This window comes from Kitasatospora sp. NPDC057738 (assembly GCF_042798815.1).
GTDB classification, from domain to species: domain Bacteria; phylum Actinomycetota; class Actinomycetes; order Streptomycetales; family Streptomycetaceae; genus Kitasatospora; species Kitasatospora lactacystinica.
In genome coordinates this window covers 13,014-26,331 of the sequence record NZ_JBHVJT010000013.1, presented here as the reverse complement: position 1 = coordinate 26,331, position 13,318 = coordinate 13,014, and the positions used below count along the sequence as shown (strand labels likewise).

Here is a 13,318-nt window from a genome sequence, read left to right as displayed (position 1 = left end):
CCCTGCCCGTACCTCTCCGTGCCCGGGCCTCTCCCTGTCCGGGCACGGTTCGGCGCCCGCGCGGCTCAGGTCCGGCGCAGCTGGTCCAGCTCGCGGCGCTCCCGCTTGGTCGGCCGCCCGGCCCCCCGGTCCCGCGTCCCGGCCGCCGCGACGAACTCGCGCGGCGGCCGCGGCGGGCTGTTGTCGACCAGGCACTGCGCCGCGACCTCGGCGCCGACCCGCTTGCGGATCAGCTTCTGCACCACCACGACCCGTTCGTGGCCCTCCTCACGGACCCGCACCTCGTCCCCGGGCTTCAGCGCCTGGGCCGGCTTGGCCCGCTCGCCGTTCACCTTGACGTGTCCGGCCCGGCAGGCCGCCGCCGCCAGCGCCCGCGTCTTGACCAGCCGGACCGACCAGATCCAGCTGTCCACCCGCACGCTTCCCTCGTGTTCAGCCATCCCCGGAGCCTATCCAAGGCCGGCCGCCGGTCAGCCCCGGGCGGCGCGCGGCGCCTCCTGGACCGCCCAGCCGTTCCCGTCCGGGTCGTTGAAGAACACGAAGTTGTTCCACGCCTCGCCGTGCCCGTTCGCCCGGCCCCCCGCCACGAAGTGCTGGACCGGGCTGACCGCCACGCCCCGCGCCGCCAGTTCGGCGTGCGCCTTCTCGATGTCCGGCACCACCAGCTGGAGCCCCTTGACCGATCCGGGCGGAGAGTCGATCACCCCCTTGCCCACCACGATGGAGCAGGGCGAGCCGGGGGGCGTCAGCTGGACCACCCGGATCCCGTCCCGCAGCAGGGTGTCGTGGTCGACGGTGAACCCGGCCTGCTCCTCGTAGAAGAGCTTCGAGCGGTCCACGTCCGACACCGGGACCACCACGACTTCGAGTTTCCACTCCATCGCCCTCACCCCTCTCGGTCGGGCTCTTCCAGTATCCGTCCGTAATCGCTCCCGGGGGCCGTCGGATAGCCTGAGAACACGATGAATCCCCAGACCACGCCCGCCGCGACCCCGCCGGACACTGCCCTGGCCACCCCGTGGGGCGCCTTCGAGCTCACCCGTTTCCCCGTGGACCCGCGCGAGCGCCTGCGGGCCTGGGACGCCGCCGACGAGTACCTGCTGCGCCACCTGGCGGGCGAGGCCGACAGCGCGGCCGGCGCCGCGACGGAGCTGGCCGGCCGTACGGTCGCCGTCCTCGGCGACCGCTGGGGCGCGCTGACCACCGCGCTCGCCGAGTACCGGCCGGTCCAGATCACCGACTCCCACCTCGGCCGGCAGGCCACCCTGGCCAATCTGGCCCGGGCCGGCGCCGCCGTCGACGAGACCCGGCTGCTCACCACCCGGGACGCCCCGCCGGAGCGGATCGACGTGCTGCTGGTGCGCGTCCCCAAGAGCCTGGCCCTGCTGGAGGACCAGCTGCACCGGCTCGCCCCCGCGCTCCACGAGGGCACCGTGGTGATCGGCTCCGGCATGGTCACCGAGATCCACACCTCCACGCTCCAGCTCTTCGAGCGGATCCTCGGGCCGACCCGCACCTCACTGGCCGTGCGCAAGGCCCGGCTGATCCTCTGCACCCCGGACCGGGCGCTCGACGCCGGTCCCAACCCGTGGCCGCACCGCTACGCGCTGCCGTCGGACATCGGTGCCGCCTCCGGCCGTACGGTCGTCAACCACGCGGGCACCTTCTGCGCGGACCGGCTGGACATCGGCACCCGCTTCTTCCTGGCCCACCTGCCCGTCCCCGCCCCCGGCGCCCGGGTGGTGGACCTCGGCTGCGGCAACGGGGTGGTCGGTACGGCCGCCGCGCTGGCCGGGCCCGGCGCGGAGCTGGTCTTCGTGGACGAGTCGCACCAGGCGGTGGCCTCCGCCGAGGAGACCTTCCGCACCAACCTGGGCCCGGACGCCCCGGCCGGGTTCCTGACCGCCGACGCCCTGGCCCCGGACGTGGTCGCCGCCGGCTCGGTGGACCTGGTGCTCAACAACCCGCCGTTCCACTCCCACCAGGCCACCACCGACGCCACCGCCTGGCGGATGTTCACCGGCGCCAAGCGGGCGCTGCGGCCCGGCGGGGAACTCTGGGTGGTCGGCAATCGCCACCTCGGCTACCACGTCAAGCTGCGCCGCCTCTTCGGCAACTGCCAACTCGTCGCCGGTAACCCCAAGTTCGTGGTGCTGCGGGCCGTCAAGCGCTGACCGGGCCGCCCCGCCCCGGCGGGGTCCGGCACGCACTCCTTGCATGAATTTTCCGTCACGCGTATATTCATGCCACGACTAAGGAGGAACGCCATGGCATTGCGAGTCGCCGTCGCCGGCGCGAGCGGTTACGCGGGCGGCGAGGTGCTGCGCCTGCTGCTCGGCCACCCGGAGATCGAGATCGGGGCGCTGACCGGCGGCTCGAACGCGGGCACCAGACTGGGTGCGCTCCAGCCGCACCTCCTCCCGCTCGCCGACCGCGTCCTGGAGGCCACCACCCCCGAGGCGTTGGCCGACCACGACGTGGTGTTCCTGGCGCTGCCGCACGGCCAGTCCGCCGCGGTCGCCGAGGAGCTCGGCCCGAACGTCCTGGTGATCGACTGCGGCGCCGACTTCCGGCTCAGGGCCGCCGCCGACTGGGAGCAGTTCTACGGCTCCGCGCACGCCGGCACCTGGCCCTACGGCCTGCCCGAACTCCCCGGCCACCGCGCCGCGCTGAAGGGCAGCAACCGGATCGCCGTGCCCGGCTGCTACCCGACGGCCGTCTCCCTGGCGCTGTTCCCCGCCTACGCCGCGCAGCTCGCCGAGCCGGAGGCCGTGGTGGTCGCCGCCTCCGGCACCTCCGGCGCCGGCAAGGCCGCCAAGCCGCACCTGCTGGGCAGTGAGGTGATGGGCAGCGTCAGCCCGTACGGCGTCGGCGGCGTCCACCGGCACACCCCGGAGATGGCGCAGAACCTCACCCCGCTCGCGGGCGAGCCGGTCTCCGTCTCCTTCACCCCCACCCTCGTCCCGATGCCGCGCGGCATCCTCGCCACCTGCTCGGCCAAGGCCCGGCCGGGGGTGACGGCGCAGAGCCTGCGCGCCGCCTACACCGAGGCGTTCGCGGACGAGCCCTTCGTCCACCTGCTGCCCGAGGGGCAGTGGCCGCAGACCAGCAGCGTCTACGGCGCCAACACCGCCCTGGTCCAGGTCGCCCTGGACGCCGCCGCCGGGCGGATCATCGCGATCAGCGCGATCGACAACCTGGTCAAGGGCACCGCCGGCGGCGCGGTGCAGAGCATGAACATCGCCCTCGGCCTGCCCGAGGAGCTCGGCCTTCCCGTGAACGGAGTCGCACCGTGAGCACGACCACCAACGTCGGAGTGACCGCAGCCAAGGGCTTCCGCGCCGCCGGTGTGACCGCCGGCATCAAGGCTTCCGGCACTCCCGACCTCGCCCTGGTGGTCAACGACGGCCCCTCGCTCGCGGCCGCCGGCGTCTTCACCGCCAACCGGGTCAAGGCCGCGCCGGTGCTCTGGTCCGAGCAGGTCCTCAAGGGCGGCCGGGTCTCCGCGGTCGTCCTCAACTCCGGTGGCGCCAACGCCTGCACCGGCCCGCTCGGCTTCCAGGACACCCACGCCACCGCGGAGAAGGTCGCCGCGGAGCTGGGCCTCGGCGCGGGCGAGGTCGCCGTCGCCTCCACCGGCCTGATCGGGGTACGGCTGCCGATGGACATCCTGCTCCCCGGGGTCGCCCTGGCCGCCGGCGAGCTCGGCGAGGACGGCGGCGAGGCCGCCGCGATCGCCATCAAGACCACCGACACGGTGCACAAGACCGCCCAGTACACCAGCCCGGCCGGCTGGACGGTCGGCGGCATGGCCAAGGGCGCGGGCATGCTCGCCCCGAGCCTCGCCACCATGCTGGTCGTCCTCACCACCGACGCCGACCTGGACAGCGCCGCCCTGGACGCCGCGCTGCGCGGCGCCACCCGCACCACCTTCGACCGGATCGACTCCGACGGCTGCATGTCGACCAACGACACCGTGCTGCTGCTGGCCTCCGCCGCCTCCGGCACCACCCCGGAGCAGGCCGAGTTCGCCGAGGCCGTCCGCACGGTCAGCGCCGACCTGGCCCGCCAGCTGATCGGCGACGCGGAGGGCGCGAGCAAGGAGATCCGGATCGACGTCACCGGCGCCGCCACCGAGGACGAGGCGGTCGAGGTCGCCCGGACGATCAGCCGCAACAACCTGCTCAAGTGCGCCATCCACGGCGAGGACCCCAACTGGGGCCGGGTGCTGGCCGCGATCGGCACCACCTCCGCCGCCTTCGACCCGAACGAGCTGGACGTCGCCATCAACGGCGTCTGGGTCTGCAGGGCCGGCGGCGTGGGCGAGGACCGCGACCTGGTGGACATGAAGGGCCGCGAGGTCGTCGTCACCGCGAACCTCAACGCCGGTACGGCGGGCGCCACGCTGTGGACCAACGACCTGACGGCCGACTACGTTCACGAGAACAGCGCCTACTCGACCTGATCCGCGTCACTTCGTCCGCGACACCCTGAGCCGCGACACCCCGAGCCGCGGCACCTGATCCGCGACATCCTCCCCCAGCCTGCGGCCGGGGGGACCCCCATCGACGAGGGAATCCCGTGCAGATCGCACCCAAGGGCGAACAGGCCCGCAACAACACCGCGTTGCCCAAGGCCATGACGCTGATCGAGGCGCTGCCGTGGCTGGAGCGCTTCCACGGCAAGACCGTCGTGATCAAGTTCGGTGGCAACGCGATGGTGGACGAGAGCCTCAAGGCCGCCTTCGCCCAGGACGTCGTCTTCCTGCGCTACGCCGGTCTGCACCCGGTCGTGGTGCACGGCGGCGGCCCCCAGATCAGCGCCCAACTCGACCGGCTGGGCCTGGAGTCGAGCTTCACCAACGGCCTGCGGGTCACCACCCCGGAGACCATGGACGTGGTCCGGATGGTGCTCGCCGGCCAGGTGCAGCGCGAGCTGGTCGGCCTGCTCAACGGGCACGGCCCGTTCGCGGTCGGCATGACCGGCGAGGACGCCCACACCATGACGGCGGTCAAGCGCTACGCGGTGGTGGACGGCGAGCAGGTCGACATCGGCCTGGTCGGCGACATCGTCAACATCGAGTCCGGCGCGGTGAAGGCGATGATCGCCGACGGCCGCATCCCGGTCATCTCCTCGATCGCCCGCGGTACCGACGGCCACGTCTACAACATCAACGCCGACACCGCCGCCTCCGCCCTCGCGGTCGCGCTCGGCGCCGAGATGCTCGTCGTCCTCACCGACGTCGAGGGCCTCTACAAGGACTGGCCGAACTCGGACGACGTGATCAGCCAGCTCACCGCGAGCGAGCTGGAGGAGCTGCTGCCCGACCTGGCCAGCGGCATGCTCCCCAAGATGGAGGGCTGCCTGCGCGCCGTCCGCTCCGGCGTGGGCACCGCCCGCGTGCTGGACGGCCGGGTCCAGCACAGCCTGCTGCTGGAGATCTTCACCGACGAGGGCATCGGCACGATGGTCGTGCCGGACGACGAAGCGACCGTGACCGGGGGACTGGCATGACCGGCGGGACCGACATGACCGACGTGACGCACAACGAGCAGCTCGCCCAGCGGTGGCAGCACTCCTTCACCGACAACTACGGCACCCCCCGCATCCCGCTGGTGCGCGGCGAAGGCAGCAAGCTCTGGGACGCCGACGGCAAGGAGTACACCGACCTGCTCGGCGGCATCGCCGTCAACGCACTCGGCACCGCCCACCCGGCCGTCGTCGAGGCCGTGAGCCGGCAGATCGCCACCCTCGGCCACGTCTCCAACCTCTTCATGGCCGAGCCCACCATCGCCCTCGCCGAGCGGCTGCTGGAGCTGGACGGCCGCCCGGGCGGGCGGGTGTTCTTCTGCAACTCCGGCGCCGAGGCCAACGAGGCCGCCTTCAAGATCAGCCGGCGGACCGGCCGCACCCACCTGGTCGCCCTCCAGGGCGCGTTCCACGGCCGCACCATGGGCGCCCTCGCGCTCACCGGCCAGCCCGCCAAGCAGGAGCCGTTCCGGCCGCTGCCCGGCGACGTCACCCACGTCCCGTTCGGCGACGTCGAGGCGCTGCGCGCGGCCGTCACCACCGGGACCGCCGCCGTCTTCCTGGAGCCGATCCAGGGCGAGAACGGCGCCGTCCCGCTGCCCGAGGGCTACCTGCGGGCGGCGCGCGAGATCACCCGGGCCACCGGCACCCTGCTGGTCCTGGACGAGATCCAGACCGGTGTCGGCCGCACCGGCCACTGGTTCGCCCACCAGGCGTACGAGGGCGTCGAGCCGGACGTGGTCACCCTGGCCAAGGCGCTCGGCGGCGGTCTGCCGATGGGCGCGGTGCTCGCCTTCGGGCCGGCCGCCGAACTGCTCACCCCGGGCCAGCACGGCACCACCTTCGGCGGCAACCCGGTGGCCGCCGCGGCCGGGCTCGCGGTGCTGGACACCATCGAGTCCGAGGGCCTGCTGGAGCACACCCGCAAGCTGGGCGAGCGGCTGCGGCACGGAATCGAGGCGCTCGGCGACCCGCTGGTCTCGCACGTGCGCGGGGCGGGCCTGCTGCTCGGCATCGTGCTCACCGAGCCGGTCTCGGCGCGGGTCCAGGCGGCCGCCCAGGAGGCGGGTTACCTGGTCAACGCGGCCGTCCCGGACGCCGTCCGGCTGGCCCCGCCGCTGGTGCTGACCGAGCAGGAGGCGGACGCCTTCCTGGCCGCGCTGCCGGGCATCCTCCGGACGGTGCGCGAGAGTGCCCCGGCCGATGCGAGTTGACCGTCGTCCGGGAGAATAATCACATGACCGCTTCCCGCTCCGGCTCGTCCGCCGCCGGCCCGACGCCGCAGGTCCCGCAGACCCGCACCGCGCGCCACCGGCGGATCGTGGACCTGCTCACCCGCCAGCCCGTGCGTTCGCAGAGCCAGCTCGCCAAGCTGCTCGCCGACGATGGACTCGTGGTGACCCAGGCCACCCTCTCCCGGGACCTGGACGAGCTGGGCGCGGTCAAGATCCGCAACCGGGACGGCGCGCTGATCTACGCCGTCCCGGCCGAGGGCGGCGACCGCACGCCGCGCGCGCCGATGGGGGAGTCGGCCAGCGAGGGCCGGATGGCCCGGCTGGCCGGCGAACTCATGGTCTCCGCGACGGCCTCCGGCAACCTGGTGGTGCTGCGCACCCCGCCGGGCGCCGCCCAGTTCCTGGCCTCGGCGATCGACCAGGCCGAGGTCTTCGAGATCATCGGCACCATCGCCGGCGACGACACCGTGCTGCTGATCAGCCGCGACCCGGCCGGCGGCCAGGCGCTCGCCGACCACCTCATGCAACTCGCCCAGGCGAAGGCCCAGTAGCGCCGCGCAGCGCCTGACCTCGACGAACCCCGGCCGACGGAGAACCCTCCGGCCGGGGTTTTGTGTTTCATACGGCGTCGTGCATACTTATGCCGTCCACTGCACATGCATGAAGGAGTCACGCGATGACCGCCGAGCAGCCCTCCGACGTCCGCCTCTGGGGCGCGCGCTTCGCCGACGGCCCGTCCGAGGCGCTCGCCCGGCTCTCGGCCTCGGTCCACTTCGACTGGCGCCTCGCGCCGTACGACATCGCCGGCTCCAAGGCCCACGCCCGGGTCCTGCACAAGGCCGGCCTGCTCTCCGACGAGGAGCTGACCGGCATGCTGGGCGGCCTGGACCGGCTGCTGGCCGACGTCCGGGCGGGCACCTTCACCGGCACCGTCGCCGACGAGGACGTGCACACCGCCCTGGAGCGCGGCCTGCTGGAGCGCCTCGGCCCCGACCTCGGCGGCAAGCTGCGGGCCGGACGCTCCCGCAACGACCAGATCGCCACCCTGTTCCGGATGTACCTGCGGGACCACGCGAAGACCATCGGCAGCCTGCTGCTCGACCTCCAGCAGGCCCTCGTCGGCCTCGCCGAGGCGCACCCGGACACCGCGATGCCGGGCCGCACCCACCTCCAGCACGCCCAGCCGGTGCTCTTCGCCCACCACGTCCTCGCGCACGTGCAGGCCCTCGGCCGGGACGCCGAGCGGCTGCGCCAGTGGGACGCCCGCACCGCCGTCTCGCCGTACGGCTCCGGCGCGCTGGCCGGCTCCTCGCTCGGCCTCGACCCGGAGGCCGTCGCCGCCGAGCTCGGCTTCGAGGGCGGCTCGGTCGGCAACTCCATCGACGGCACCGCCTCGCGCGACTTCGTCGCCGAGTTCGCCTTCGTGACCGCGATGGTCGGCGTCAACCTCTCCCGGATCGCGGAGGAGGTGATCATCTGGAACACCAAGGAGTTCGGCTTCATCACGCTGCACGACGCCTTCTCCACCGGCTCCTCGATCATGCCGCAGAAGAAGAACCCGGACATCGCCGAGCTCGCCCGCGGCAAGTCCGGCCGGCTGATCGGCAACCTGACCGGCCTGCTGGCCACCCTCAAGGCGCTGCCGCTCGCCTACAACCGGGACCTCCAGGAGGACAAGGAGCCGGTCTTCGACTCCTGCGACTCGCTGGAGGTGCTGCTGCCCGCGTTCACCGGGATGATGGCCACCCTCACCGTGCACCGGGAGCGGCTGGAGGAGCTGGCCCCGGCCGGCTTCTCGCTCGCCACCGACATCGCCGAGTGGCTGGTCAAGCAGGGCGTGCCGTTCCGGGTCGCGCACGAGGTGGCCGGCGCCTGCGTCAAGGTCTGCGAGGCCGAGGGCATCGAACTGTCCGACCTGACGGACGGGCAGTTCGCCGCGATCTCGGAGCACCTGACGCCCGAGGTGCGCTCGGTGCTCAGCGTCCACGGCGCCATCGCCGCCCGCAACGGGCGCGGCGGAACGGCCCCCTCGGCGGTCGCGGTCCAGCTCGCCGAGGTGAAGGCGGACCTGGCGCGGCAGCAGGAGTGGGTCCGGGGCTGACCCCTCGCGGGCGGCCGGCCCGCCGACGGAGGGGTCGACCCCCGGCACGGTCGGGATCGACGCCCGGGCGCGACGGGATCGACCCCCGGTGCGGCGGGCGAGGGGCGCGGCGGTCCGACCGGCGCGCCCCTCCCGTGTCCGCGCCCCGGCCCGGGCGTAACCGGCCCCGCCCCGGGCCGTCATGCACGGTGTGTGCACCCCCCTCCCACCCGCCCCCTCCGCCGAGGACGTCTACCTCGCCGAAGCCCGCCGCCGCGCGGTCCGCGAGACCGTCGCCGCCCTGCCCGGCCGCTGTCCGCAGCTGATCGCCGCGCTCGCCGAGGACCCGCCGCCCACGTACCGTGAGCTCTCCGAGCGGCTCGGCATGCCGCGCGGCTCGATCGGCCCCACCCGCTCGCGCTGCCTGGCCTGCCTGCGGATGCTGCTCCACGCGGAGCGCTACCCCTGAGCGCCACCCCTGAGCAGCCCGTGCGGCCGGGCGGAACCCGTGCGGCACGGGAGGTGACCCTGCTCACGTCCGCCCCCGCGAAGGTTGAGCGGAGCTGACACCCGGGTAGAGCGCTGGCGAACGCAGCTCTTGACGGTGGTGCGATCACTCGGATACTGAGCGTGAGCGCGCCACCCTCTGCGCGCCGGGCACGACGACTGGGGAGGCCCCTCCACATGGGCATGAGCGTGATCATCTCGGCTGCGGAGGCCGAGGACGCGGAGCAGATCCTCAAGCTCCAGTACCTCGGCTACCAGCCCGAGGCCGAGCTGTACGGCGACTGGGCGATCGAGCCCCTGACGCAGAGCCTGGAGAGCCTGCGCGCCGAACTGTCCGAGGACCACTTCCTGGTCGCCCGGCTGGGCGACGAGGTGGTCGGCACCGTCCGCGGCCGCGTCGGCGACGACGGCGTCGCCCGGATAGGGCGCCTGGTCGTCCACCCGCGGATGCAGCGCCACGGCCTCGGCGGCCGCCTGCTGGACGCGCTGGAGCGCCGCATGGCCCAGGAGGGCCCGGTGAGCGCCTACCGGCTGTCCACCGGCCACCGCAGCCTCGGCAACCTGCGGCTGTACGCTCGACAGGGGTACCGCCAGACCGGGGTCGAGCAGATCACCAGCCGGCTGAGCTACGTCCACCTGGAGAAGCCCGCCGCGACGCCGCTCGCGGCGACGGCCTGAGCCCGCCGCCCCGCGCACGTTTCCCGGCGCCGCCACCATCCGGACCACCGGTGGCGGCGCCGAGCCGTATCCATGCAGGTCACAGGGGTATCTGTCCGCATTGCGGACAGCTCCGCCAAACAATTGGGCGGAATTCGACCCATCTGTTTTACTGGCTCACATGACTGCGACGACGAACTGGACCCCCACCGGCACCCTGCCGGCAGGTGAGCGTGCCATGTGTCGTCGAATGTGTCACTGCTGAGGGCCACCGCCCCCGGCGCCCCGCTGAGGGCGCCTCCCCCTCGCGCCCCGAAGCGAGACTCCGGCAGTGCTCCCGCCCGTGCGAGCGCGCCCCTCCTCCCGGACCCCTTCCCCCGTCGTGCCCGCATCCGCGCGGGTGCCGTTGACCCGTTGGGGCCACGCCGTCGCGCGGCCCCGGCGTCCAACGGCCACGATCGAGGGACGCCAGGTCCGGACCCTCCTGGCGCAGCGCCGTGAGGTCGCCCCGCCGACCGCAAGCAGGTCGGGCGGTCGACCCGCGCCGCCCGCCCCCGACCCACGGAAAGCCGCTGTGATCACCACCACGGACCTGACGAAGGTCTACCGTTCCCGAGGCCGCGAGGTGACCGCCCTCGCCGGTGTCGACCTGCACGTCCGCCCGGGCGAGGTCTACGGAGTCGTCGGCACCAGCGGTGCCGGCAAGTCCACCCTCATCCGCTGCGTGAACATGCTGGAGCGCCCGTCCTCCGGCACGGTCACCGTGGACGGGGTCGAGCTGACCGCGCTGGCCGGCGGCGAGAACCGGGCCGGCAAGGAGCTGCGCGAGGCCCGCCGCCGGATCGGCATGGTCTTCCAGCACTTCAACCTGCTCTCCTCGCGGACGGTGCAGCAGAACGTCGAGCTCCCGCTGGAGATCATCGGCCTGGACCGCACCGAGCGCCGCCGCAAGGCCGCCGAGCTGCTCGACCTGGTCGGCCTGGGCGACAAGGCCCGCAGCTACCCCAACCAGCTCTCCGGCGGCCAGAAGCAGCGCGTCGGCATCGCCCGGGCGCTGGCCGGCGACCCCAAGGTGCTGCTCTCCGACGAGGCCACCTCGGCGCTCGACCCGGAGACCACCCGCTCGATCCTCAAGCTGCTGCGCGAGCTCAACCAGCAGCTGGGCCTCACCGTCCTGCTGATCACCCACGAGATGGACGTCATCAAGTCCGTCTGCGACTCCGCCGCCCTGATGCGCGGCGGCAGGGTGGTCGAGTCCGGCGAGCTCACCGACCTGCTCGCCAGGCCCGGCTCCGAGCTGGCCCGCGAACTGTTCCCGCTCAGCGAGTTCGGCACCGGCCACCCCGGCTCCACCGTGCTGGAGATCACCTTCCAGGGCGACAGCTCCGCCCAGCCCTTCGTCTCCCAGCTCGCCCGCACCTACCAGATCGACATCAACATCCTCGGCGCCGCGGTGGAGACCATCGCCGGCCGGATGGTCGGCCGGATGCGGGTCGAGCTGTCCGGCGGCCACCAGGACAACGTGGTGCCGATCGGCTACCTGCGCGAGCAGGGCCTGCAGGTGGACGTGATCGGTGCGACGGACGGAGCGGTGGCATGACCTGGGACGAGATGTGGGCCCTGATGGGGCCCGCCACGCAGGAGACCTTCCAGATGGTCGGGGTGTCCGCGGTCGTCACCGTCCTGCTCGGCCTGCCGCTGGGCGTGCTGCTGGTGCTCACCGACAAGGGCGGCCTGCTGGCCAACCGGGCCGTCAACAAGAGCATCGGCTTCGTCGTGAACCTCGCCCGGTCGGTGCCGTTCATCATCCTGATGATCGCGCTGATCTCCTTCACCCGCTGGCTGGTCGGCACCTCCATCGGCTGGCAGGCGGCGACCGTGCCGCTGACCATCGGCGCCATCCCGTTCTTCGCCCGCCTGGTCGAGACCTCCGTCCGCGAGGTCGACCGGGGCCTGGTCGAGGCGGTCCAGTCGATGGGCGGCAGCACCTGGACGATCGTCCGCAAGACCCTGCTGCCCGAGGCCCTGCCCGGCATCGTGGCCTCGGTCACCACCACGGTCATCACCCTGATCAGCTACTCCGCGATGGCCGGCACGGTCGGCGGCGGCGGCCTCGGCACCCTCGCCGTCAACTACGGCTACCAGCGCTTCGAGACCACCTTCATGTGGGTCATCGTGGCCGAGCTGGTGATCATCGTCACCGCCGTCCAGCTGATCGGCGACTTCGTCGTCCAGCGGCTCTCCCACCGCGGGCGCACCGGCGGCCGGACCCGGCTGCTCGGCCGCTCCCGGACGACGCCCGACGAGGACCTCGTCGCCTCCTAGACCTCCCCCGTCCGACCCCGGGCGCGGCTCCCCGTTCCACGCAGAAAGGCACTTTTCGTGCGCAACGTTCTGAAGTTCACCAGCATCCTCGCCACCGCCGGCGTCGCCCTCTCGCTCGCCGCCTGCGGCAGCTCCGGGTCCTCCTCCTCGTCGGACGCGAACGCGCCGCTCAAGGTCGTGGCCAGCCCCACCCCGCACGGTCAGATCCTGAAGTTCGTCAAGGACAACCTCGCGGAGAAGGCGGGCCTCAAGCTCGACATCAAGGAGGTCACCGACTACGTGACCCCCAACACGGCGGTGCAGGACGGTTCGGCCGACGCCAACTACTTCCAGCACGTCCCGTACCTGGAGGACTTCAACAAGAAGCGCGGCACCGACATCGTGTCGGTCGAGCCCGTGCACCTGGAGCCGCTGGGCGTCTACTCCAAGAAGGTCAAGGCGATCGCCGACCTGCCGGACGGCGCCACCATCGGTCTGCCGAACGACGCCACCAACGAGGGCCGCGCGCTCAAGCTGCTCGCCGACAACAAGCTGATCACCCTCAAGGACGGCGTCACCACCGCCGCCACCCCGGCGGACGTGACCGGCAACCCGAAGAACTTCAAGTGGAAGGAGCTGGAGGCCGCCCAGCTGCCCCGCTCCGTCGCCGACCTCGACGCCGCCGTCATCAACGGCAACTACGCGATCGACTCCGGCCTGAAGCCGGCCACCGACGCCCTGGTGCTGGAGAAGGCCGAGGGCAACCCGTACGCCAACATCCTGGCCGTCAAGAAGGGCAAGGAGAACGACCCGCGGGTCAAGAAGCTGGCCGAGCTGCTGCACTCCGACGAGGTCAAGAAGTACATCAACGACACCTTCCAGGGTTCGGTCATCCCGGCCTTCTGAGCCGCGGTCCGCTCGACACCCCGATCCCGACCGGGCCCCCGCCGCACCTCGGCGGGGGCCCGGTCGGGCAGTATGCGGCAGGGACACTCCGGCCGACCGC

The 13,318-nt window shown here is 72.8% G+C and carries 14 protein-coding genes; 12 read left to right on the top strand and 2 right to left on the bottom strand.

Annotation, left to right across the window (positions count from 1 at the left end; all coding sequences use genetic code 11):
* Positions 1–65 precede the first annotated feature (65 nt).
* Positions 66–440 (bottom strand): S4 domain-containing protein, encoded by a 375-nt coding sequence (locus ACFVGO_RS09480; protein WP_359905959.1) that lies wholly within the window; start codon positions 438–440, stop codon positions 66–68.
* A 30-nt stretch (positions 441–470) separates the two neighbouring features.
* Complete coding sequence (locus ACFVGO_RS09475; protein WP_380631263.1) at positions 471–881, bottom strand: VOC family protein; 411 nt, start codon at positions 879–881, stop codon at positions 471–473.
* 126 nt (positions 882–1,007) lie between these two features.
* On the opposite strand from ACFVGO_RS09475, the gene ACFVGO_RS09470 reads away from it, so the two are divergent.
* From ACFVGO_RS09470 to ACFVGO_RS09415, 12 genes are all read left to right on the top strand, one after another.
* Positions 1,008–2,174, top strand: a complete 1,167-nt coding sequence (locus tag ACFVGO_RS09470) for a methyltransferase (RefSeq protein ID WP_359906020.1) — start codon at positions 1,008–1,010, stop codon at positions 2,172–2,174.
* Positions 2,175–2,267: 93 nt separating this feature from the next.
* Positions 2,268–3,296 carry an N-acetyl-gamma-glutamyl-phosphate reductase gene (gene argC, locus ACFVGO_RS09465; RefSeq protein ID WP_380631262.1) on the top strand — a complete coding sequence of 343 codons (1,029 nt, stop codon included), beginning with the start codon at positions 2,268–2,270 and terminating at the stop codon, positions 3,294–3,296.
* The gene (argJ, locus tag ACFVGO_RS09460; RefSeq protein ID WP_359905967.1) at positions 3,293–4,465 is read left to right on the top strand and encodes a bifunctional glutamate N-acetyltransferase/amino-acid acetyltransferase ArgJ; all 1,173 of its coding nucleotides are present in this window, start codon (positions 3,293–3,295) and stop codon (positions 4,463–4,465) included. The genes argC and argJ overlap by 4 nt, the downstream gene beginning before the upstream one ends.
* A gap of 173 nt (positions 4,466–4,638) precedes the next feature.
* A complete protein-coding gene (argB, locus tag ACFVGO_RS09455; protein WP_359906023.1) occupies positions 4,639–5,514 on the top strand; it encodes an acetylglutamate kinase in 876 nt (291 codons plus the stop codon).
* Positions 5,511–6,743 carry an acetylornithine transaminase gene (locus ACFVGO_RS09450; RefSeq protein WP_359905970.1) on the top strand — a complete coding sequence of 411 codons (1,233 nt, stop codon included), beginning with the start codon at positions 5,511–5,513 and terminating at the stop codon, positions 6,741–6,743. The genes argB and ACFVGO_RS09450 overlap by 4 nt, the downstream gene beginning before the upstream one ends.
* A gap of 23 nt (positions 6,744–6,766) precedes the next feature.
* The gene (locus ACFVGO_RS09445; RefSeq protein WP_359905973.1) at positions 6,767–7,315 is read left to right on the top strand and encodes an arginine repressor; all 549 of its coding nucleotides are present in this window, start codon (positions 6,767–6,769) and stop codon (positions 7,313–7,315) included.
* Between the two features lie 125 nt (positions 7,316–7,440).
* The gene (gene argH, locus ACFVGO_RS09440; RefSeq protein WP_380631261.1) at positions 7,441–8,865 is read left to right on the top strand and encodes an argininosuccinate lyase; all 1,425 of its coding nucleotides are present in this window, start codon (positions 7,441–7,443) and stop codon (positions 8,863–8,865) included.
* 190 nt (positions 8,866–9,055) lie between these two features.
* Positions 9,056–9,313, top strand: coding sequence for a hypothetical protein (locus ACFVGO_RS09435; protein WP_359905979.1), 258 nt, complete (start codon positions 9,056–9,058; stop codon positions 9,311–9,313).
* A 215-nt stretch (positions 9,314–9,528) separates the two neighbouring features.
* Entirely contained in the window at positions 9,529–10,029 is a 501-nt protein-coding gene (locus ACFVGO_RS09430; protein WP_359905982.1) for a GNAT family N-acetyltransferase, read from the top strand.
* Positions 10,030–10,582: 553 nt separating this feature from the next.
* Complete coding sequence (locus ACFVGO_RS09425) at positions 10,583–11,608, top strand: ATP-binding cassette domain-containing protein (protein ID WP_359905985.1); 1,026 nt, start codon at positions 10,583–10,585, stop codon at positions 11,606–11,608.
* Positions 11,605–12,333, top strand: coding sequence for a methionine ABC transporter permease (locus tag ACFVGO_RS09420; protein WP_359905988.1), 729 nt, complete (start codon positions 11,605–11,607; stop codon positions 12,331–12,333). The genes ACFVGO_RS09425 and ACFVGO_RS09420 overlap by 4 nt, the downstream gene beginning before the upstream one ends.
* A gap of 57 nt (positions 12,334–12,390) precedes the next feature.
* Positions 12,391–13,218 (top strand): MetQ/NlpA family ABC transporter substrate-binding protein, encoded by an 828-nt coding sequence (locus ACFVGO_RS09415; protein ID WP_359905991.1) that lies wholly within the window; start codon positions 12,391–12,393, stop codon positions 13,216–13,218.
* Positions 13,219–13,318: the final 100 nt, after the last annotated feature.

Bases quoted from the DNA above. Each gene is read 5' to 3' on its own strand.
- ACFVGO_RS09480 (WP_359905959.1), bottom strand. From the start codon at position 440: ATGGCTGAACACGAGGGAAGCGTGCGGGTGGACAGCTGGATCTGGTCG.
- ACFVGO_RS09475 (WP_380631263.1), bottom strand. From the start codon at position 881: ATGGAGTGGAAACTCGAAGTCGTGGTGGTCCCGGTGTCGGACGTGGAC.
- argC (WP_380631262.1), top strand. From the start codon at position 2,268: ATGGCATTGCGAGTCGCCGTCGCCGGCGCGAGCGGTTACGCGGGCGGC.
- argB (WP_359906023.1), top strand. From the start codon at position 4,639: ATGACGCTGATCGAGGCGCTGCCGTGGCTGGAGCGCTTCCACGGCAAG.
- ACFVGO_RS09450 (WP_359905970.1), top strand. From the start codon at position 5,511: ATGACCGGCGGGACCGACATGACCGACGTGACGCACAACGAGCAGCTC.
- ACFVGO_RS09445 (WP_359905973.1), top strand. From the start codon at position 6,767: ATGACCGCTTCCCGCTCCGGCTCGTCCGCCGCCGGCCCGACGCCGCAG.
- argH (WP_380631261.1), top strand. From the start codon at position 7,441: ATGACCGCCGAGCAGCCCTCCGACGTCCGCCTCTGGGGCGCGCGCTTC.
- ACFVGO_RS09430 (WP_359905982.1), top strand. From the start codon at position 9,529: ATGGGCATGAGCGTGATCATCTCGGCTGCGGAGGCCGAGGACGCGGAG.
- ACFVGO_RS09420 (WP_359905988.1), top strand. From the start codon at position 11,605: ATGACCTGGGACGAGATGTGGGCCCTGATGGGGCCCGCCACGCAGGAG.